Here is a 20819-nt window from a genome sequence, read left to right as displayed (position 1 = left end):
TCCTCAATGGAGGCCACCTTGGGAGGATCCCCTCGACTCTGGCGCGGCGTCTCGTTCGTCCATGCCACCCTCTGGGCCTGGCTGATGATGGTCGTGGGCTTCCTGGCCGTGCTGGAGTTCGCTGGCCGGTACCCGGCCTCTGGCGTCGTCTTCCGCGTCATCGGTGTGGTGCTGGTCTCCATGGGCCTGTTCATTGCTGGGGTAACCGCCGACCGATGGTTTACTGGAGCCAACCCCTGGGTTACCGGATCGTTCGAGCTCGCCGCATGGGCGGCGGCGACCGGTGTGATTGTCCTTGCCGTCATGGGAGTGCTGCTTTGATGCGCGACGCCGCGTTCTGGATGAGTCATCGGTTGGCTTCGCTCGCCGTTGCGGCATCGCTGGTTTTCGGAGCAGGGTCATTGATGGCCCAGCCCGCCAACCAGGACCCGGCCCAATCGGCCGTCGCGAACGCGGCGGCAAGATCGCTCGGCCGCGTCGCAACCTGGGACCTCAGCCGGGTTCCCACCCCGGCGGCTCGGGATTACCGAATCACGGCGCTAGCCATGGAGATCGCCACCGGGCTGAGCCCGGATGACGAGTACCTGCTCCGTCGCCTGATCGAGGCATGGGGAGCGGCCGGGGATCGGGATCGCCTTGACGAGCCGGCACGTCGGCTGGTCAACCTCGCTCCTGACGACGAGATCGCGTTGCTCCGGCTGATCTCCGGCCGGATTGCGGACTTGCAAGATGTTGATGCACGTCTCGCGGCGTACGAGAAGTTTCTCGGTCCGCAGGGACAGGCCTTCAGCCCGGCGATTCGCAGCCGCTTGGCGCTCGATGCGGCTCTCCTGCTCCAGGAACAGGGAAACGCCGACGGCTTTGTCAAAAAGCTCGCCCAAGCGATCGAGCTTGATGCAACGAACAAGGACGCGGCGGCTATCGCCGCGGGTTATTACTCGAACCGCGTCGTCGACCCGGCAGGTCGCCTCGACCTGCTGCTGGTCCTGCTCAGAGCCGACCCGCTCGATCCTCATACGCACCTGGAGATCGCCAGACACTTGGCGGCGCACGGGGCGTACAAGGGCTCCAAGCGGTTTTATGACACATTCCTTCGTCTTGCCGCGGCGTACAACCTGCCGCAGGATCAGCAGATCGTGACGGAGTCCGATCTGGCGATCTGGAACGTTGAAGGGCCCCGGAAGCGCATCGCCGAGATGCGGGATGCCGTGGACACGCAACGCGGCCGCATGATGAAGCAGGCCGAGCAACTCAAGGCAGGCGGCGCCCCCTTGCTCGATCTCCCGGACCCGCAGACCCTCCAGTTGGCTCCACAGACCGCCGCCCTCCTCGCGGCGATGGCCAGTTCGATCGGCGACGATGCTCAGACCGACTGGGCGATGACCGAACTGGCCACTTCGACCGCATTCCACCTCGATCCGCCGGCTCTTGATCCGAACAAGCCGCCCGTGAAGCCCACCGAGGCCGAAGCGCTGGGAATGCAGGCCAACCTGCTTTGGATGCGGCTCTGGACCGGCCGTCAACTCGATGAAGCGGACAAACAGATGGAGGCCGCTCGCGCCGACCCCTCGGTGGATCCCGATCGGTTTCAATGGCTGGAGGGGTGGCGGGCGATGCGAGCCGGCCAGTTCGCTCGAGCCAAGGAGATCTTGACCCCGCTCGCAAAAACCGATCCGCTGGCGGAGCTGGGCCTCATCGTGACCCTCGAACTCGAGGGCAATCGCTCGGCCGCCGTGGATGGGTACGCCGACTACGCGCGCCGGCAGGCGGGCAGCACCGCCGGTACATGGGCGCGGACGCGGGCCCGCACGTTGTCAGGGGTCGAGCCCGCGGGTCCCGAAGAGGCGGAGCAACTGGAACGCACCGCCGACGCGGTACCGGCCTGGATGGAGGCCCTCGCCAAGAGCCCGCGTGAGTTCATGTCTCTCTTGGTGGAGACACCCGAACCCGAGAACCGTTACGGCGGGATCATCGAGACCTTTCCGTTGCGCATCCGGTTGGGCAATGTTTCTCCCATTCCATTGGCCTTGGGGCCCGAGAAGCCAATCAACTCCCGCTTGATCGCCACCGCGAGCGCTGAGGCGGGGTTTGAGCGGATCGGCGGCAGGTCCGCGATGGAAGTGCTCTCGGTCGACCGGCGGCTCCGCCTGATGCCGCAACAAACAATGGACCTCCTCGTCGACGCCGACTCGGGCCGGCTGTGGTACACACTGGGTCTTGTGGGCGACAAGACCGCACGGCTTCGCTGGCGCGTCCTCCAGGGATTCCGGATGACCAACACAGGGATCGTGGCGCTTGGTCCGCTCTCGTTGACGAGCGAGACCCGATCCATGGTCCTTCGTACTCCGCCGCCGATGAGCCGAGCAACGGTCCAGTCGCTGGTCGACAGTGTGACGAATGGCTCGGCCCAATCGGTCGGGCAGGCGATCTCCGGGATGGCCGCGCGATGGCTGGGCGAGTCCGGTGGCGGCAAGTTCACGGATGACGAGGCCAAGTTGCTCGCCGAGGCCCTTGCCGCCCGTTACCCACAGCTGGATGTGCCAGGGCGAATCATGATGGTCACGATGCTCCCGCCGGCTCTGCGTGTGCCGGCGCTCGCACCCTTCGACGCAGCGGCTCTGGCAGAGCAGGATCCCGATGTCCTTGCCGCAGTGATCCTCAGCCGGGTAACCGACCCAAAGAATCCGGTGCTGGCTCGCGCTGCGACGCTCGGGCAGGGCGCCAAACCTGGGAGCCCCGAAGCCCGGGTCGGCGAATTCGCCAGCCTGTTGACTCGCCGCCTCGATGACCTGATCGGCGGCTACGCCGCGATGACCGCTACCGAGGCCGTGACCGACCCATCGGCATTGCCCGTCCAGCCCAATCCAGCCCCGGGCAGCGCCGCTGCCCCGGCCGGCGATTCGATCCCGGCTCCGGGAGCGCCCCCGAAATGAGCGAGCCCGGTGACGCCGCGGCGGTGCTGGGCGGACCGGGCCAGGATGAGCCATCGACACCCCAGAGTTCCCGTTGCCGCCGGGTGCTCTCGGTCTTGGGCTTCGGAGTCGGCCTGCTGCTGATTGGCGCCGCTGTGCTTGCGGTTGCGCGAGAGGGCGATGCCTGGACCATCGCACGCGAGTCCATCACACGAGCCCCGCGGCTTGAACTCGCGATGCTGCTGCTGTTGCCCGTCTGCAATTGGTTGGTGACCAGCGCCGTGTTCTGGGTGCTGACGCGTCGCTACGGCCGCGTCGGCTTTGGTGAAATGAGCGCCCTCATCGGCGCGGCATGGCTGCTGAACATGCTGCCGCTCCGCCCGGGTTTGATCGGCCGAGTGACCTACCACAAGACGGTGAATCGGATCCGAATCCGTGATTCCGCGAAAGTCCTCGCCCTGTCGATGGGCTGCACCGTTCTGGGAGCGGTTGCCGTCCTTGGTGTCGCCATGGTTCCGCATGGTTCGGTTATGGCCTCGGCAGGGATCGTCGCAGCCCCGGTGTTCATCTTGTTGGCGGTGGCGTGGGCCACATCTTGGATTTGGCGGAACGGCACGGGAGGGGAGTTCGTTGGCTGGCGCACCTGGGTCGCCGGGTTGCTTCGATACCTCGATGTCCTGCTTTGGGCGGTTCGGTATTGGCTGGCATTTCGCGTGATCGGCGCTCCGATCTCGCCCGCCGGTGCCGCGATTGTCGCCGCGGCGAGCCAGGCCGCAATGGCAGTTCCCGTGCAGGTTGGGGTCCGGGAGTGGATCGTCGGTGTCGCGGCGGCCGGCCTCCCGCGAGCGATCTTCGCCGGAAAGGAGGCAGGCGTCGGAGTTTCTGCGGCAACTCCCGGCCTTCTGGCAGATCTGCTGAACAGAGCGTGCGAACTGCTCGTTGTGATACCAGTCGGGGTGGGGTGCTTGGCTTGGTTATGCGGACGTTCGGGGAAGCCTCGCGTCCCGTGATTGCAGTGGGTTGCCGGTCCCATCCTCCGACTGGAGGCCGCATCCACGGGCGATCTTGGCGCGCGTGGGGTGTCGGGCCGATGACAATCGTGGTTGGTGATCGCAACCGGCACGCGTGACACACGGAGAAGTCTCCGGGGTACGGGAGCGCCAATGGTCAGCAAGATCGAACAGGATCACCAGCGCTTCAGGCAGATCGTCCGAGGCAAGATCCGGCGTGAGCTCCGGCGCTTTATCGCCAAGGGCGAGTTGATCGGCAAGGAGGGACGCCGGTTTGTCTCGATCCCGGTGCACGACATTGACATCCCGACGTTTCGCTACGGCGACAACTCCGGCGGCGTCGGGATGGGCGAGGGCGAGGAAGGGCAGGGGGTCGGACAGGGGCAGTCCAAGGGAGGCGACAAGGAAGGCAAGCACATCCTTGAGGTCGATGTCTCGCTCGACGAACTCGCCGACATCCTCGGCGAGGAACTGCAACTCCCGCGCATCCAGCCCAAGGGGGCGCACCAGATCACGACAACCAAGGACAAGTACTCGGGCATTCGGCCCCAAGGGCCCGCTTCGCTTCGTCACTTCAAGCGCACCTACCGCGAGGCACTGAGACGGCAGGTGGCCCTGGGCACCTACGACCCCGACAATCCCGTCATCATCCCGATCAAGAACGACCTGCGATTCCGCTCCTGGACCGAGGTGCGCAAGCCGCAAAGCAACGCCGTCATCGTCTACATGATGGACGTCTCCGGCTCAATGGGCGAGGAGCAGAAGGAAATCGTTCGCCTGGAGGCGTTCTGGATCGACACATGGCTCCGCCGCAACTACGAGGGGATCGAGAGCCGCTACGTGGTCCACGACGTCGTCGCACAGGAAGTCGACCGCAAGACGTTCTTCTCCGTCCGGGAGGACGGTGGCACCCGCATCTCGTCGGCGCTTCAGTGCTGCAAGGAACTTCTGGAACGCCGCTACGACCCCGGGGATTGGAACATCTACCTGTTCCATTTCTCCGACGGCGACAACTCCTCGGAGTCGGACAACCGCCTCTGCGTCCAGATCCTCGAGAAGCACCTTGTCCCGGTCAGCAACCTCTTCGGGTACTGCCAGGTTACCAGCCCGTACGGATCCGGGTCGTTCATCAACGTCCTGCGGGAGGCGTTCCCGACCAAGGAGGGGCAGCGGGTTGTCACCAGCCGCGTCGGCGGGCGCGACGATATCTACGAGTCCCTGCGCACGTTCTTCAAGGCCGGCAAGTAGCCGTCCGCGTATTCCCCCGCGTCTAGGATCAATCGGGGATTCCGGCGGACCGCGACTTGCGGGCCGGTGCCGATCGTATGGACACAACGACGTGATTCTGCTCGCGATCTACGCGGTGTTCATCTGGTTCCTGGCTTCCCGCTGGCGCCGAAGCTGGCGGTCGGTTGCGGTGGTGGTCGCCGGTGTCGCGGCGATCGCGGCACCGGTGCACCTGCTGAGCCTCTACGACAAACACGCCCTCTTCGGCGTGCTGCGATCGGAGCTCTTCTCAGTCCTGCTCTGGCCGTACGCGGGCACCGTGCTGGCTGTTGGATTGTTCATCTGCGTGCTTCCGCGACGCGTGCCCGGCGACGGCTACTGCCGCGTGTGTGGCTACGACCTCCACGGCTTGGATCCCCGAGGCCTGATGTGCCCCGAGTGCGGCGCCGAGCAGTTCTACCGCTGCGGCGTCTGCGACCTGGACTTTGGAGATGCTGACCCGCTTGCCATTGTCTGTCCGCGGTGCCACACGCCATGGTCCGGTCCGGGCTGCCGCGAGATTGTGCTGAACCCGCCGCCCCCCGAAGCGCCCTGCGGCGAAGCGACCGGGCGGCAATCCCCGCCCCCCGCGGCCGGGCAGTCCCCGGCCCTCAACCCCGCAGCACCCGCCACGCCGCGCCGGCGAGCAGCACCAACGCGGGAAGCCCGGCAATCAACATCCACCGGATCACAGTGACGCGCTGGGCACTCATTGTTGGAATCAGCGGCACCGACTGGGCCGTTGGGCTCTGCGAGATCCGCTCGTCCTGCCCGGCAAGCCACAGCGTCGCGGCCTCGAACAGCTCAAGGTTTCCGACGAGCCTGAACACATCCGCCGGGTCCGCCCGCTTGTCACCGATCAGAACTGCCAGTTGATCGGAGTACCAACGGTACGAGCCGACCAGCACCAGCCGCTGCGGGGACTTGGAGTTCGGGAGCAGCCGTTCCACCGCGGCGGCGACCACCCAGTCTTCGGTGCTGGTGGCATCTCTTGAACTGTCCGGAGCCGGCGAGCCTGTTGCCGGTTGGCTCGGCCACACTGTCGCGTAGTCCATCCAATCCGATTCCGCCCACACATCCTTTGAAGCCGGAACCTTGAGCAGCGGTGTAAAGGTGATTCCGGAGTCGCCGACGCCGTCGGCGGGGTTGTTGCGTGTAATCGGCAACGGCCACAACAGCGGCGTCCGGATCCCAACGAGCGATCGTGCAATCGGATGATCCGCGCCGGCCGACTCGGCGATGTGGTCCGCTCCCACGGACCTGCCGGTGGGGGTCTGCGTCTGGCGAAGGAGCGGACGCCCCGAGTCCATGGTCACCATCAACTGCGAAAGGAAGGAGACCATCGGGTCCGGTGACCCGATGCCTGGGAGGGTCGAGGGCGTCGCCGAGAGCAGCACCGGCTTGCCCGCGTTGATCAGCCGCACGGTGGCATCGGCGAGCCGGCCCATCCGGCGAGCGCTGTCCGCGGCGACAGCGGGGACGCTCACGATCGCGTAGACAACCGGACGCTTGCCCGTTGCGTCAAGGCGCGTGAGAGCGGGACTTTCGGGCGAGATGCTCACGTTCCACTCGGCAACGTCGATGCCGCGCAGCCGCAGGCGATCAACAAGAAGCGAAAACTCACGATACGAGGGCGCAAAGTTCGTCGGCAGAGCGTGGACGAAGACCACGATCGGGTTGAGCTGATCGATCAATCCGGTGATCGCCGCATCGATCAGTTCCTCCGCGCGGAACCGGGTATCGGGCAGTGATGGCTCGCCCGGCGCTGGGCGTGGCGGCACGAGCTGCGCCAGGTCGATCGCCGTGATACCGGCGCCCGAGGCATCGGGTGGTCCGATCACCAGCGCCGCGGCGGTCTGCTCCAACGCACGGACCACCCGCAGGACCGATGGGTGCGGCACCCCCTCGAGCATCGCGCCCGCGCGCCCGGCCTTGTCGCGAAGCGAGGCGGCCTCGCTGACCAGCGGCTTGATCTGGTCCCGGGCCTCGGCGGAGAGCGATGTGTCCAGCTCCAGCCGGGCGACGTTGTCGCCGACCTGAGCGGCAAGGGTCTGTGCGTCGCCGACTGTCGCTCGCACGGTGTAGACGGCTTCGTCGGTAGGGGGGATCGGCAGGGGACCGGCGGTCTTGAGGAGGGTTTCTCGGGAGGTCTGCACCGCCTTGCGGAGGTCGCCGGCGCTCACGCGGCAACTTGCGGCCGTCGCCTCCAGGTAGCCGCGGTACTGCTGCGCATTGGGTGGGCCTGTCGGCGGAGCCGGGATAGCCTCGCGCAGCCTCAGGATCGCCGCGGAAAGCGAGTCGAGCTGCTCGGCCACCTGCTCGCACGACACGTCGCCCTGCTGCACGGCGGCCACCGCGGCGGCGGACTTCTCACGGAATCGTTCGGCCAGGCGCTTCATCAGCCCGTCGAACCTCGCCAGGCCATCGGCAGAGCCGGTATCAATACGGGTGATGGTCAGGTTCTTGGAGGCCCGCCCGAAGTTGTCGAGCACATCCACGGTGCGCTGCCAGCTCGCCGGGTCAAGCGATCGGACATCCGCCGCGACGACCACTTCGTACGGCTTGTCGAGCCCGGAGAGTACATCGAGCGAGCGCTGTGACAGGCGGTGCTCGCGCGTTACCGTCACATCAAGCCTGGCGTTGAGGCGGGCGGCGATCAGGCCGACAAACAAGCAGCACGCCGTGATCGCGAACAGAAGGACGACAGCGCGGACCGCGTACCTCGCCCTGCGAGCCGCGGCCGAGACCGGCGGGGTACCTGCGTCTGATCCGGCGGCGGAGTCGCTCATCGCCACCTCCGTGATTGCAGGACGATTGTGGTCACGGCAAGGAACCACAGCGAGACCACGATGAAGTACGCCACGTTGCCGGTATCGATGACGCCCTTGGCAAAGTCGTCGATTCGCAGTGTCGGCGACAGGGCGTAGAGCGCCGGGACCGCCCAGTCCGGCGCGAAGCCAGAGCCGACCCGTGCCGCCACGTCGGCGAGCAGCAGCACAAAGAGCGTTCCGAGGAAGGCCAGGGTCTGGCTCGACGTCATCGCCGAGGCCAGCAGCCCGACGGCGAGATACACCATGCCCAGCAGCACGATCCCGATGTACCCCGAAGCGATCGGTCCCAGGTCCGGGCTCGAGAGCGATGCAATCACCAGCACGTAGAGCAGGCTGGGAGCGAGCATCGTGCAGAGGAACAGCACCGACGCAGCGTACTTGCCCGCGACGACGGAGGCCTCCGAGATCGGCGCCGTCAGCAGGGGCTCGATCGTTCCGCTCCTAAGCTCATCGCTGAGCAGCCGCATGGAGATCGCCGGGGCGACGACGACGAGCAGGCTCCACCAGATGGTGAAGAACGGCCGCATCGATGCCACCTCGCCCGGCTGGATGACGCGAGAGAACAGGACGCCCGAGAGCGCCAGGAACAGGGCGGTCACGATCCAGCCCAGCGGGATCCGGAACATCGACGAGTATTCGCGCGCCGCGATGGCCCAGGCGCTGGTCATGGTGTCACCTGTTCCCTCACCGGCGCGGCGGGGAGGCCTGCCGAGCCGTCCTCGATCACACGCATGAACAGGTGCTCCAGCGTTGCCCGATCCCGCCGGAGTTCCCGCAGGGTCAGCGATCGCGAAGCCGCGGCCCGGGCGATCGCTTCCCGAAGGTCGGGCGTACCCGGCGAGGGGGTCAGCGTGAGCCTGGCCCACCACTGTGTCTGGCCATTGTCGGGCGCCATGGGTTCGGCCCGGACCGAAGCCACGCCCGCGACGGCGCTCAGGACACTCACCACTGTGGCGGTATCACCCGTGGGCCCCAGCAGCACCTCGGCCACATAGGGCGCCGAGCCGCTCAAACCCGACACCAGTTCGGATGGAGCGCCGTCAGCCCGGACCATGCCATTGGCGATGATGATCACACGGTGGCACGTCTGCTCCACCTCTGGGAGGATGTGAGAGCTGATGAGCACCGTCCGGTTCTCCGCCAGCTCACGTACCAGCGATCTCGCTTCGCGGATCTGTGAGGGATCGAGGCCGGTCATCGGCTCGTCGAGAATCAGCACCGGTGGATCGTGCAGGAGCGCCGAAGCGAGCCCGACGCGCTGGCGGAAGCCCTTGGAGAGTTGACCGATGCGTCGTGCCCGCACCTCTCCAAGCCGGCATCGATCAACAACTCTCGCGGCGGCATCCCGTCTGGCCCGGCGCTGCAGTCCGTAGAGCCGCCCCCGGTAGTCCAGGTAACCCTGGACGCTCATTTCCGAATACAAGGGTGCGGAGTCGGGCAGGTATCCAATGCACCTGCGTGCGGCGAGCGAATCGTCAACGGTGTCGTGCCCGCACACCGACACCGAGCCCGCCGAGGGCGGCAAGAAGCCCGTCGCAATGCGGATGGTCGTCGTCTTCCCGGCCCCGTTGGGTCCGAGAAGACCGACGATCTGGCCCTGGGGCACGTTGAAGGAGACGTCCCGAAGCGCTGGGACGTGCCCGTACCACTTGCTGACCCTGAGCGCCTCGATCACGTGCAGGGGAACAGTAGGTGATAGATCCGCGAATATCCCGCTAGCGGGATCTCCCCGTCTTTTTCGAACGATTGCACAGGGCCTCGGACCGAAACTACACTGTTCTTGGTGCCGGGGGGATCCTCGCTCGCCGGGCGTATGTCCACGACTCGACCTCGCATGCTGATTGTCGGCGGAACGCCTCAAGACGCGGCCGCGATGGCTGCGCTCCTTGCAGAACGATACGAGGTGGTCCATACCCCCCAGGATTCCGACCTCGCCCGGTCGGGCGGCGCCGGGTTCGATGCGGTTTTGCAATCCCCTGAAAAGGCGGTTCCGCCGATCATTGTCCACCAGGCCAGTGCGCTCCTTGAAGCAATCGGCGAGGGCCTTTGCCTTGCCGATGCGCAGGGGCTGCTGGTCTGGGCGAACGAGCGATTCCGGGGCTACGACGAGCAGACCCGCGCCCGGATCGAGGCCGTCTGTCGCCGGGCCGCCATCGTGTTCGTCGAGAAGAGGGCGGCTGGCGGCTCCGAAGGATGGCCGGAGAGCACGAAGTTCGAGGTGGCTTCCCCCGACGGATCTCGGTTCTTCGAGGTCGTCGTCTCCCCGGTTGAGCGGCACCCCATGCCCTCCGGGATGCCCGAGTTCGCGCCGGGCGCCAGGCGGGCGGTCGCGGTGGGGGTGGTGATCGATGCCACGGCCTCTCGCCGGGCCCGCCAGAAGGTCGAGGCCATCGACCGGGCCGGGCGGGAGTTGGTCCGCCTGGACGGCGAGGCCATCCGAAAACTGCACGTGAGCGAGCGGCTGAAGCTCCTCGAAGAGAAGATCATCCGCTATGCCCACGAGCTGATGCACTTCGATCACTTTACGGTGCGGGTGCTGGACGATCGGTCCGGACGGCTGGAACTGGTCATTGCCTCCGGGCTCCCGCCCGAAGCGCTGGGGCTGGAACTCTTCGCCGCGAGGGAGGGCAGCGGCATCTCGGGGTTCGTGGCCGCGACGGCACGCTCGTACCTGTGCCCGGACGTCGAGCGGGATCCTCGCTACCTCACCGGGCTGTCGGGGGCCCGGTCGTCCCTGACGGTTCCGCTCCTGATGCACGACAAGGTCATCGGGATCTTCAACGTCGAATCGGAGAAGCCCAACGCGTTCACCGAGGAGGACCGCCAGTTCGCCGAGATGTTCGCGAACCACGTGGCCCTTGCCCTGCACATCCTCGACCTGCTGGTAATCGAGCGAGCCGCCACCGGTCAGGCCATCACCGGCACGGTGCAGGGGGAACTGGTCGAGCCGCTGGACGACATCACCCGGGAGGCCGATGTGTTGCGCCAGGCCGCCGGGCGAGACCCCGAGCTGCGGCGGCACATCGAGCGGATCCTGTCGGACGTCGACGCGATCCGCCGCCGTGTGCAGGAGGCCGCCTCGGGTCCCCAGCGGATCCTGGGCGCCGAGAAGGCTCTCGTGGACCTTGCGATCGACCCGCAACTCATCGGGCGTCGGGTGCTCGTGGCCGACGACGAGGCACGCATCCGCCAGACCCTGAGGGAACTGCTCGAGGGCCGCGGCTGCCGCGTCGTGGTGTGCGAGAACGGCAAGCAGGCGATCGATCGGCTCGACGACATGGCGGCCGAGATTGCCGAGCGGGGCGCCTCGGCTCGATTTGACCTGGTGATCAGCGACATCAAGATGCCGGATCACAACGGCTACGAGGTTTTCGCCGCGGCTCGGCGGGCCGATGCCGACGTTCCGGTGATCCTGATGACGGGATTCGGATACGACCCACACCACTCGATCGTGCGGGCCTCCCAGGAGGGCCTGCAGTGCGTGCTCTTCAAGCCATTCCAAGCCGAGCGGCTCATCGAGGAGGTCCGCAAGGCGGTCGCCCCAAAGGCGGCGGCGGGGAACTAGTCGCACTTACTCGGTTCGCCGCGCGACCAGGACGCGAGGGAGTCCCTCAAAGTCCGGGCAGATCCGGGCATCTCGGAGCGACGGCGACTCGTTCGCAGCCCGGAGGGCATGGTCCGCTCCCGCGCTCCCCAACTCGATGAGCAGCATCCCGCCGGGGCGCAGCCGCGATGGCGCGTCATTGATCAACCGGCGGACAAGCTCGAGCCCGTCGGCCCCGCCACGCAGAGCAATCGTCGGCTCGTGGAGCTTGACGTTCGGGGGGACATCGTCCCATTCCGCATCGGAGATGTAGGGTGGGTTGGCGGTGATGTAGTGCAGGTGCAGGCCCATCGGGTGCCCATCGAGCGGGGCGAGCAGATCGCCGCGAAGCAGGTCAAGGCGGTCGGAGACACCGTGGCGAGAGGCATTCTGCCGGGCGACTTCCAGCGCATCGGCGGAGATGTCAACGGCGACCGCGCGGGCGTGAGGCAGGGTCTTCAGCAGCGCCACGGCGACACACCCGGAGCCCGTGCAGATGTCGGCGATGGTGAGGCCCTCTCCGGAGTTCATCCGCCCGCCGAACCCCGGCTGTGATCGGGCATGCGCCAGGAGTTGCTCAATGATCGTCTCCGTCGCCGGTCGGGGGACGAGCACCCGCTTGTCAACGTGGAACGGCAGTGAGTGGAACCACGCTTCGCCGGTCAGGTACTGGATGGGCTCGTGCTTGAGCGCCCGGGAGACCAGTTCGCGGAGCGAGTCTCGCTCCAGCGGGGAGGCCGGCCGATCGGGGTCGGTGTAGAGGCGGATCCGGTCGCACCCGATCACGTGGGAGAGCAATAGCTCGGCGCTCAGCCGCGGAGAATCGAGATCGGCGCGTGCAAACGCATCGCCGATCCACTGGATGAGCCGGCGAGTCGTCCATGGGCCCTGGATGGCCTGGGATGATCCCATCGGGCCGAAGTGTAAGTGATCCGTTGCACGCGGACCCGACCCCGGCGGGATTCAGTTCGGCGGGATCGGGGCGTAGCAGTCCGGACACCGAATCGCGTTGGCTCGCTCGAGCGGAAACCCGCATGCAGGGCACGTCGGTCCGCCGTTCGCGGTGACGCGTCCTGCCCGAACCTCGGTCGCTACGGCCGCCGCGGTGGCGCCGACCAGGATGTACTCGAGGGTTGCCGGGATGAGGATCGGATGGGTCGAATCCCGCAAGAGGGACGTTGTCCAATGCGAGATGTGCCAGTCACGCAAGAGCATCCCCCCGATGATCCAGCCAAGGGTGGCCAGCACCGCACCGGCGCTGATGACCGGGAACCGAGGGCAGTAGACCGCGAGCATGATGATCAGGATGGGCAGGGCAAGGTTCACGGCCAGCATGACCGGGATACCCGTGCGCATCGCGTGGGCATGCAGGTACGACTCAACCGGGAAGATCGCCAGGCGCAGCAACAGCCCGACGGCTCCGTACGCCGCCAGAACGATGTACCACTGTCGTGTAACTGTTACCTGCATGCGCCGGCCCACGCGTGGACCACACACCTTTCCAAGGGAAACGTTCAGGGGTTCCCCGTCATTGCAGTTCGACTGAATTGTCTCTCACAATAAGCGCGCCGATCAGCTCAAGAAAAACAGCCCGGCACCGGCCGGGCTGTCTGAAATACGTATCCGCCCAGGAGTGGGGGCCTATCGCTTGGAGAACTGGAACCGCCGGCGGGCACCGGCCTGACCGTACTTTTTCCGCTCGACGTCGCGTGCATCGCGGGTGAGCATGCCATGGTCACGCAGGGCGCCTTCCAGGTTCGGGTCATAACCCCGCAGTGCCCGGGCCAACCCGAGCTTGGCTGCGCCGGCCTGGCCCATGAAGCCACCACCCGTGCAGCGGATGATGACGTCCATTTTGCCCAGGGTGTTCGTCACCTTGAGCGGGGCGATGCAGTCGCTGCGGTCCCGCTCCTCGGCGAAGAACTGCTCGACTGTCTTGGTCGTGTCACCCTGGGACATCAGCAGGATCTTGCCCTCGCCGGACTGGGCTGGCCGCAGGCGGACCCGGGCGACGGAGGTCTTGCGACGCCCGGTGCCCCACCACCAGCCGTGCTTGGCGGCGGCGGGCTCGCGGACAACCCGCTCAATCTTCCGCGGCTTCGCCGGAGCCTCGGGGTCGTTCGTGATCGGATCGTCGATGGAGAAATCGGGGACGTTGAGTTGCGACATCGTGTTGCTCTCTTGTCGGGTCACCGGCTCGGGTCCGGCTGTCGGTCATCGGGGTTGCCGTGCAATCTGGGAAAGGGATCGACTTAGACCTTGAGTTCGGTCGGCTGGTGCTGGGCGAAGGGGTGCTCTGCTCCCGGAACGACCTTGAGCCGGGCGATCATGACCCTCCCGAGGCGGCTCTTGGGGAGCATGCGACGGACGGCATCGGAGATCAGCTTCTCGGGCTTGCGCTCGCGGACCTGCCCGTACGTTTCGGCCTTCAATCCGCCGGGATAGCCGGAGTAGCGGAGCTTGAGCCGCTGGTCGGCCTTCTTGCCGGTGAGGCCGACCTGCTTGCCGTTGGTCACCACCACGTAGTCGCCGCAATCGGCGTGGGGGGTGTACTCGGGCCGGTGCTTGCCCATCAGGACATTGGCGACTTCGACCGCCAAGCGTCCGAGTGAGACGCCCGTCGCATCGACAATCCGCCAGTTGTTGCGGATCTCGCCGGGCTTGGCGAAGTACGTCTGGCGTCGGGAGGTCACGGCAGGCATGGTGCGGCTCCAGTGTTCCGTGGCCGAGCGGGGCTCGCCGCGGGAAGCGTGATTGGCTCGCCGCCTACCGGGCGGGGCGGGCCGACAGGGCGTCGGCGAAGGTTGTGGAACGAACGCGCCGGGTGGGCCCGGCCGCGAACGGAGTAAGGTTAGCGGGGCCGGCGGGCCGGTCAACCGGCATTGCGTGGACGGATAATCGGGCTGATGGTCCGGACCAGCACCCGGCAACCGATGATAGAGAGCGATGACTCACATGACTGAACCCGAACGACTCTCCCCTGCCGAGCCCAACGCCGCCCAGCGTCGGACACCGGTGTGGCTCTGGCTGGTCGCTGTGCTCGCTCTGGGGGTCGTCGCATTGCTGCAGACGCCGGCGGCGGAGCCTCCCCCGACTCCCGAGCACCTGAAGGCCCTCGCGACGGGAGCGGACGTTCCGTCGCCCGAGGGCAGTCCGTTCGTGCTCTTTGGCAAGATTGCCGTCTTCCTCCACCGGCTCGGATCGAGCGGGTCCGCCAACGCCGAGTTTGCAACGCTCCTCGATCAGGTCACGACGCCCACCCGTGGCTTCCTGTTAGGGCCCCCGCCTGTCCCGTCGGATCAGCCTGAGGGGGTTGCGGCCGAACGGCTGAGGGCTGCGATTGTGATCGGCGAGGCGATGGGGGGGGCCGAGGCTGTCAAGCGCCTCGAAACGCTCAAGCCCGATCTGGCCAGCGATTCGGCTCTCAACGAGGATGTCGAATCCCTCATTTCGATGTACTCCTCCGGGACGCCGCTGAGCCCCGACCAATCGAAAGTCCTGGTCGAGCGTCATGGCTGGTTCGGGCGGCTTGCGGAGGCATACGGAGCCGCCCCCGGCAACGCGTTCATCGACCAGGCGGCGCACGAGGCGACGGTCTTCCTCGTTGTGGCGATGGTGGTCCTCGGCGCGTTCCTGCTGGGGTTCCTCGTCGGGCTGGCTGTTCTGCTGATCACGATCATTCTGGCGGGTTCCGGGCAGCTGCGCATGGCGATGGTCCCGCCGCGGATCGGCGGGCGCGTGTGGGTGGAGACGTTCATCGTGTTCGCCGGCGGATTTGCCGCGCTCCACGTGCTCGGGTCCATTGCAATGCACGCGGCGGGCCCCGACGCGGCGTGGCCGGTGTGGCTGCGCCTGGGCGGGCAAGTGTCTCTGGCGCTGCTCCTGCTCTGGCCGCTGGCAAGGGGCGTGTCGTGGTCGCAGTTCTCGGGTGAGATCGGTTGGCACCGCGGCCGCGGTGTCTTCCGGGAAGTCGGCGCCGGCATCCTCGCGTACGCGGCGGCACTGCCGATCTACTTCGGCATGGCCGTCATCGTGGCGTTGGCCATGATGCTGCGGAGTATCTTCAGCGACGGGCCCGCGCCCCAGCCCCCGGCGAACAAGGTCGTTGAAATGCTCGGGCAGGGCGGGCCGTGGATGATCGTCTGCATCCTCGGGCTGGCCGTGATCTGGGCCCCGATCGTCGAGGAAGGGATTTTCCGCGGGTGCCTGTACCGCAACATGCGGGCCAAGATGCCCGCGGCGGGTGCGGCGCTACTCACCGCGGCGATGTTCGCGGCGATGCACTCGTACGTATTCGCCGGGCTGCTGATGGTGGGGACGCTGGGGTTTGTCTTCGGGATGATGCGGGAATGGCGGTCTTCGCTCATCGCGTCAATGACCGCCCACTTCCTGCACAACTCGCTGGTCATGGCGCTGATGCTCGCCGCGCTGTACGCGATGCGCGGGTAGCCCGCGAGAGGATGAAGGCGCGGCGCGTGCCTCCTACACTCTGCGCGCATGGCCAACGACGTGCATCTGAGCGTTCTGCGCGCGCCTCGTGACGCGCGGCCACCGACACGCGCCCCCGGCGCGGACGGCTCTGCCCCGGAGAAGAAGGAAAAGTGCGGCGTGCTGGGGATCTGGGGCTCCGATCGGCCCGTCGGGTCCGTGTACCTCGGGCTTTATGCCCAGCAGCACCGGGGGCAGGAGTCCGCCGGGATCGCGGTGACCGACGGCCGCCGGATCTCCGGCGTGATGGGGATGGGGCTTGTCCCCGAGGTATTTTCGCGAGCCGTGCTCGCGGGTCTGGAGCAGGAAGGGGGCGAGCGGGGCGGACGCGGCGCGATCGGCCACAACCGCTACTCGACCGCGGGCGGCTCGCTGGAGTGCAACGCCCAGCCGCTGATCGAGTCGTACATCGCCGGCCAGGTTGCCGTCGCGCACAACGGCAACCTGATCAACGCCGAGTTGCTCCGGCTGAGGTTCGAGGAGGCGGGGCACCTGTTCCACACGACCTCGGACACCGAGGTGGTCGTGCACCTGCTCGCGTCGCCCCAGCAGCAGCAGGCCGTCGACCCGCTGGCCGCGACACTCCGGCACCTGCAGGGCGCGTTCTCCATGGTGCTGCTGTTCCCCGACCGGATCGAGGCCGCCCGGGACCCGTGGGGCTGGCGCCCGCTGGTGCTCGGACAGATGCCCGACGGCGGGCACGTGGTCGCGAGTGAGACGATCGCGCTCGACGTGATTGGCGCAAGGGTGATCCGAGAAGTCGAGCCGGGAGAGATCGTGACGCTGAGCGACGCTGGGGTTGCCTCCCGCCGTTTCTCCGACGTCGCCCCGCGTCCCGCGTACTGCGTCTTCGAGCACGTGTATTTCGCGAACCCCGCGAGCACGGTCTTTGGGCAGAACGTCCAGATCACCCGTGAGCGCATGGGGCAGCGGCTCGCCGACGAGGCCCCGGTCGACGCCGACTACATCGTGCCGATGCCCGATTCTGGCCGTTCCGCGGCGATGGGCTACTCGCAACAGTCGGGGATCCCGGTGCGGGAAGCGATCGTCCCGAACCGCTACGTCGGCCGCACGTTCATTAAGCCGACACAGGAGCAACGCCACGCCGCGGTCCGGCTAAAACTCAACGTGATCCGCGAGATCGTCGAGGGCAAGAAGCTCGTCGTCGTCGATGATTCGATCGTCCGGGGCACGACGACCCGCGCCAAGATCGAGCAGATCCGGCAGGCGGGAGCGAGCGAGATCCACCTGAGGATTTCGTGTCCGCCGATCCGCCACCCCTGCTACTTCGGCGTCGACTTCGCGACGCGCGATCAACTGATCGCGCACAACCGCAGCGTGGAGGAGATCGCCGAGTACCTCAGGGTGGACTCGCTGCACTACCTCTCGCTCGAAGGCATGCTCGCGTGCGTTGACAGGCCGGCGGAGCACTACTGCACGGCGTGCTACAGCGGCGACTACCGGCTGGACCCCGAGCACCCGGTGTCAGGCGAACTGGTCACCAGCCAGATGCGGATCTTCGTCGAGTAGCCTCTTCGCGGATCAGGCCAGGAAAAGCGGCGCGCCGCCGTTAGGCGACGCGCCGCGAACTCATCACACATTCAGGCCACGGAAGCCTGCACGGAAACCGATCAGTTGCAGACGCCGCCGGTGACGTTCAACTGCGTGACCCAGTTGTTCACGAATCCGGCAATGTCGGACGGCTCGATGGCGCCGTTGCAGTCGTAGTCGCCGACCAGGGTCCCGGCGGTCAGCGAGGTCGACCAGTCGCCAACAAACACGGCGATGTCGGTGGGTTCGATGGAGCCGTTGCCGTCGCGGTCGGCCGCCTGGCACAGGATAATGGCCAGGTCGGCGGCGTTGACGCTGCCGTCACGGTTCGCATCGCCGGTGGTGAAGCGGGCCGCCGGGAGCGACTGGCCTTGGCTCAAGTTGGAGATCGCGTAGTCGCACAGATCGACGCGGCCGTTGAGGTCGATATCGCCGCGACGGGCCTTGAGAATGCTCGGCCCGAGGATGGCGGTGATGTCGTCCTCGTTGACCTTCAGGTCGCCGTTCACGTCGGCCGAGAGATCGAACTTGACGGCCTCGGCGATGTCGTCCCAGTTCGCCTCGCCGTCGGAGACGTTGTCCCGGAACTGGGCGTAGATGAACTTGACGTCGTGGACATCGACCTTGCCGTCGACGACCTGCACGAAGCCGCGCGGGGTGATCTCGGTGGCGTTGCAGACGTCCGCGGCCGAAGCGCCCGGCGTGTAGGCCGCGCCGGTCGACATGGTGGTCCCGAAGAAGTTGGACGAGCCGCCGATCGTGTTCCATGCGGAGTCGACAGCGAGGAAGCCGGCGGCGCGGTTCAGCGAGCCGGAAACCACGTGCAGCCCGTCGGCCCAGTAGCGGATGTCGGCCTGGTCGAACCGGCCGTCGCAGGTGAAGTCGCCCAGGATCTCGATGACGGCGTCGGTGCCGGCCTGCCAGGTCACCGGTGCGCCGTCCACGTTGCGGTCCTTGTAGGCCAGAAGCATGTCGTTCACATCCGCCGCGGTTCGAGCGCCGTCGTTGTTGAAGTCGCCGGCGATCTTGTTGCGGAGCGACAGGGTCCCGCCGTAGGACACGGCGACACCGTTCTGGTTGATGTAGTTCAGCCCATCGACCACGCCGTCGCCGTACGAGATCCCGGCTCCGCTGTTGCGGACCGGCACGAGCCCGGCCTTGGTCGTGTCGAACGCGCTGTACGCCGAGTTCGAGAGGGCGTTGAATCCCGGCGCGAGGGTGAAGTCCTGAACCGTCTGGCGTCGCTCGGTGTTCAGCACGAAACTCGTTGGGTCCGAGACTTCCTGCCGGTAGTCGGTCGCCGCGGGGAGGATGAAGGTCGCGGCGAGGAACTCGCCGGGGGTCGAGTCATTCGACGCCGACCCGGGATTCGCGTTGATGGCGTCCAGGCTGCGGCTGATGTTGTTGATATAGGCCGCGGCCTCGACGTTCGACATCGCAGGGAGCGCTGCGTTCGGATTGACGCCCGCCTCGTTCACGGCGTCCCAGCCCCACCCGCCCTTGTTGGCAGGGGCGTTGCGGGCGAACCCGAGAGAGGCGAACACGGCAGGCCCGCCGATCTGGAATCCGTCGACCGTGTAGATCAAACCACTCGAGGGATCGGTCTGACCGCGGAGGCCGTTGTTCAGAACCCGGTCGATGGTCGGGCGAACAAAGTCGCCCGGGAGCGAGTCGGAGCGCACGCCGTCCTTCTGCACCGCCAGGAGATTGATGCGGTTGGGAAGCCAGCCGCTGTTGATGCCACGCTCGGCGCCGGTGTAGCCGATGCCGAGACGAACGTTGTAGATGGTCGACTCAAGGCCGCCCGAGCCGCTTTTGTTGCCGGGGACGAAGGAGGAACCGAGGTTGTTTTCTGGGGTGGAGCTGGAGAGCCCGCTGCCGCCGGCGATGTTCTCGCCGATTCCCCACGAGGGATCGAGGCCGATGGAGTTCATCATTCCGTTGTGCGTGCCCGAGCCCGTGTCACGGGTGATCGCCATAAGGTTCTCGCCGCTCGGGAGCCGGCCCGCCGCGAAGAGATGCCGCAACTGGCTATAGGTCATCTGCTGGTAGCCCGTGCCGTAGCTGGTGATCGGCGCGATGGGCGTGAACGTCGTGCTCGTGTCGAATATCGTGTTCACATCGGCCGCGCCGCCCGCGTAGAGGTTGCGGGTGGTTAGGGGCGCCAGCACCGCGCCGAATGCGGGGCTGAACGTGGCGCCGGACTTGGCAACCGCGAGTCGCGGGTTCCGGCCGTAACCGGCCGCGAACGGCTTATCGAGCGGGTCGGGCGAGCCGCCGGCGACCTGCACCGCCCAGGCGCTGGGAACGTCGAGTGCCGCGATATCGATCTGGATGCCGCCGACGCCGGGGCAACCCCAAGCCCCGCCGACACCGCCGGCCGGGATGGGCTCATTGGGTCCGGGGCCGTCCGCCGGCACGCTGTCACCGCAGGGAACCACGTTGTACGCCGTCGCCAGGTAGGTGCCGTTCGTCATCGAGCGCACCGGAGCTCCACCGGGATTGCCGGGGTTGAAGTTGGCCCGTCCGGCTCCCGAGCCGGTGTTGATGTAGCGCTCAGCGGTCGAGTTGCCGTCACCATTGGCGTACGCACGCTCGCAGGCCCGTGAAGTCAGCGGGCCAAGGGCATCGGTCGTGATGTAGGACGCGGCATTGGTCCCGGCAAGGTCCGTGCGGCCGAACTGCTCGAGCTCGATGAAGCCGTTGATCGATCCGACGGCGCGGTACTGGATGATCCAGTGCAGCCGCGTGCGGTCCGGCAGCGCGGGGATCGCCGGGTACGGCGAGGTGAACGCAAGGTTGTTGCTCAGATTGAGCCGTTGCACCGCTGCGGGCGGGGGATTGATCAGGCGCGAGTAGCCGTCGTTGTTGGCATCGATGTAGTCATTGCCCTGCGCGGGGGCGGAGAGGAAGTTCTCCTGCAGCGTCGCGCCGCTGAGGTTGATGAGGCGGGGCGTCTGCGGCTGGGCATACGTAACAGCCGAGAGGCCTGCGACGAGCCCACACGCGGCGAGCAGGTTGATGGGACGGTTGGACTTGCGGGTCATTGGGATGCTCCTTCGTAATCAAGCGGGTTTACGGGACGACTCGAAGCGGGTCGGCTGCGGATTGGCGGGGCTGGGTTGCGGGGACAGACTGATCGCGCACGTCGCTGTTGGTGACGCTTCTCCTCTCTCCG

General features: G+C 66.8%; 16 protein-coding genes. 8 read left to right on the top strand and 8 right to left on the bottom strand.

Annotated elements, in window-relative coordinates; translation table 11 throughout:
• Window positions 1–18: 18 nt before the first annotated feature.
• From KF745_03935 to KF745_03915, 5 genes are all read left to right on the top strand, one after another.
• Window positions 19–321, top strand: a complete 303-nt coding sequence (locus KF745_03935; GenBank protein ID MBX3357558.1) for a hypothetical protein — start codon at window positions 19–21, stop codon at window positions 319–321.
• Between the two features lie 83 nt (window positions 322–404).
• Window positions 405–2933 carry a hypothetical protein gene (locus KF745_03930; protein ID MBX3357557.1) on the top strand — a complete coding sequence of 843 codons (2529 nt, stop codon included), beginning with the start codon at window positions 405–407 and terminating at the stop codon, window positions 2931–2933.
• The gene (locus KF745_03925) at window positions 2930–3922 is read left to right on the top strand and encodes a hypothetical protein (protein ID MBX3357556.1); all 993 of its coding nucleotides are present in this window, start codon (window positions 2930–2932) and stop codon (window positions 3920–3922) included. The genes KF745_03930 and KF745_03925 overlap by 4 nt, the downstream gene beginning before the upstream one ends.
• A 153-nt stretch (window positions 3923–4075) precedes the next feature.
• Complete coding sequence (locus tag KF745_03920) at window positions 4076–5170, top strand: DUF444 family protein (GenBank protein MBX3357555.1); 1095 nt, start codon at window positions 4076–4078, stop codon at window positions 5168–5170.
• Between the two features lie 91 nt (window positions 5171–5261).
• Complete coding sequence (locus tag KF745_03915) at window positions 5262–5885, top strand: hypothetical protein (GenBank protein ID MBX3357554.1); 624 nt, start codon at window positions 5262–5264, stop codon at window positions 5883–5885.
• On the opposite strand, the gene KF745_03910 is transcribed toward KF745_03915, so the two are convergent.
• From KF745_03910 to KF745_03900, 3 genes are read right to left on the bottom strand one after another with little or no spacing between them, the layout of a single operon-like run.
• Window positions 5800–7977, bottom strand: a complete 2178-nt coding sequence (locus KF745_03910) for a hypothetical protein (GenBank protein MBX3357553.1) — start codon at window positions 7975–7977, stop codon at window positions 5800–5802. The two genes, KF745_03915 and KF745_03910, sit on opposite strands and share 86 nt — an antisense overlap.
• On the bottom strand, window positions 7974–8687 hold the full coding sequence (locus KF745_03905; GenBank protein MBX3357552.1) for an ABC transporter permease subunit: 714 nt from the start codon (window positions 8685–8687) through the stop codon (window positions 7974–7976). Before KF745_03905 ends, KF745_03910 begins: the two co-directional genes overlap by 4 nt.
• The gene (locus KF745_03900) at window positions 8684–9694 is read right to left on the bottom strand and encodes an ABC transporter ATP-binding protein (GenBank protein ID MBX3357551.1); all 1011 of its coding nucleotides are present in this window, start codon (window positions 9692–9694) and stop codon (window positions 8684–8686) included. The genes KF745_03905 and KF745_03900 overlap by 4 nt, the downstream gene beginning before the upstream one ends.
• 138 nt (window positions 9695–9832) lie before the next feature.
• Here KF745_03900 and KF745_03895 point away from each other — a divergent pair, with 138 nt between their 5' ends.
• Entirely contained in the window at window positions 9833–11584 is a 1752-nt protein-coding gene (locus KF745_03895; GenBank protein MBX3357550.1) for a response regulator, read from the top strand.
• Window positions 11585–11590: 6 nt separating this feature from the next.
• On the opposite strand, the gene prmC is transcribed toward KF745_03895, so the two are convergent.
• The 4 genes from prmC to rplM form a co-directional block, all read right to left on the bottom strand.
• Window positions 11591–12514 carry a peptide chain release factor N(5)-glutamine methyltransferase gene (gene prmC / locus KF745_03890; protein MBX3357549.1) on the bottom strand — a complete coding sequence of 308 codons (924 nt, stop codon included), beginning with the start codon at window positions 12512–12514 and terminating at the stop codon, window positions 11591–11593.
• A 51-nt stretch (window positions 12515–12565) separates the two neighbouring features.
• A complete protein-coding gene (locus KF745_03885) occupies window positions 12566–13072 on the bottom strand; it encodes a hypothetical protein (protein ID MBX3357548.1) in 507 nt (168 codons plus the stop codon).
• Window positions 13073–13243: 171 nt separating this feature from the next.
• Entirely contained in the window at window positions 13244–13771 is a 528-nt protein-coding gene (rpsI, locus tag KF745_03880) for a 30S ribosomal protein S9 (GenBank protein ID MBX3357547.1), read from the bottom strand.
• 83 nt (window positions 13772–13854) lie between these two features.
• Window positions 13855–14304 carry a 50S ribosomal protein L13 gene (gene rplM / locus KF745_03875; GenBank protein MBX3357546.1) on the bottom strand — a complete coding sequence of 150 codons (450 nt, stop codon included), beginning with the start codon at window positions 14302–14304 and terminating at the stop codon, window positions 13855–13857.
• Between the two features lie 253 nt (window positions 14305–14557).
• Here rplM and KF745_03870 point away from each other — a divergent pair, with 253 nt between their 5' ends.
• Both KF745_03870 and purF read left to right on the top strand, forming a co-directional pair.
• The gene (locus KF745_03870; GenBank protein ID MBX3357545.1) at window positions 14558–16051 is read left to right on the top strand and encodes a CPBP family intramembrane metalloprotease; all 1494 of its coding nucleotides are present in this window, start codon (window positions 14558–14560) and stop codon (window positions 16049–16051) included.
• A gap of 48 nt (window positions 16052–16099) precedes the next feature.
• Entirely contained in the window at window positions 16100–17620 is a 1521-nt protein-coding gene (purF, locus tag KF745_03865; GenBank protein ID MBX3357544.1) for an amidophosphoribosyltransferase, read from the top strand.
• A 101-nt stretch (window positions 17621–17721) separates the two neighbouring features.
• Here the strand turns inward: purF and KF745_03860 are convergent, their stop codons facing one another.
• Window positions 17722–20688, bottom strand: coding sequence for a hypothetical protein (locus tag KF745_03860; GenBank protein ID MBX3357543.1), 2967 nt, complete (start codon window positions 20686–20688; stop codon window positions 17722–17724).
• Window positions 20689–20819: the final 131 nt, after the last annotated feature.

The organism is Phycisphaeraceae bacterium (assembly GCA_019636655.1).
In the GTDB taxonomy this organism is placed as follows: Bacteria; Planctomycetota; Phycisphaerae; order Phycisphaerales; family UBA1924; genus JAHBXB01.
The sequence above is the reverse complement of the archived record's forward strand: the minus strand, read 5'-3'. Positions and strand labels throughout refer to the sequence as shown.

Coding starts and splice junctions, on each gene's coding strand:
- KF745_03905 (MBX3357552.1), bottom strand. CDS start 8,687: ATGACCAGCGCCTGGGCCATCGCGGCGCGCGAATACTCGTCGATGTTC.
- KF745_03930 (MBX3357557.1), top strand. CDS start 405: ATGGCCCAGCCCGCCAACCAGGACCCGGCCCAATCGGCCGTCGCGAAC.
- KF745_03910 (MBX3357553.1), bottom strand. CDS start 7,977: ATGAGCGACTCCGCCGCCGGATCAGACGCAGGTACCCCGCCGGTCTCG.
- rpsI (MBX3357547.1), bottom strand. CDS start 13,771: ATGTCGCAACTCAACGTCCCCGATTTCTCCATCGACGATCCGATCACG.
- KF745_03925 (MBX3357556.1), top strand. CDS start 2,930: ATGAGCGAGCCCGGTGACGCCGCGGCGGTGCTGGGCGGACCGGGCCAG.
- KF745_03895 (MBX3357550.1), top strand. CDS start 9,833: ATGTCCACGACTCGACCTCGCATGCTGATTGTCGGCGGAACGCCTCAA.
- KF745_03860 (MBX3357543.1), bottom strand. CDS start 20,688: ATGACCCGCAAGTCCAACCGTCCCATCAACCTGCTCGCCGCGTGTGGG.
- purF (MBX3357544.1), top strand. CDS start 16,100: ATGGCCAACGACGTGCATCTGAGCGTTCTGCGCGCGCCTCGTGACGCG.
- KF745_03920 (MBX3357555.1), top strand. CDS start 4,076: ATGGTCAGCAAGATCGAACAGGATCACCAGCGCTTCAGGCAGATCGTC.
- rplM (MBX3357546.1), bottom strand. CDS start 14,304: ATGCCTGCCGTGACCTCCCGACGCCAGACGTACTTCGCCAAGCCCGGC.
- prmC (MBX3357549.1), bottom strand. CDS start 12,514: ATGGGATCATCCCAGGCCATCCAGGGCCCATGGACGACTCGCCGGCTC.
- KF745_03885 (MBX3357548.1), bottom strand. CDS start 13,072: ATGCAGGTAACAGTTACACGACAGTGGTACATCGTTCTGGCGGCGTAC.
- KF745_03870 (MBX3357545.1), top strand. CDS start 14,558: ATGACTGAACCCGAACGACTCTCCCCTGCCGAGCCCAACGCCGCCCAG.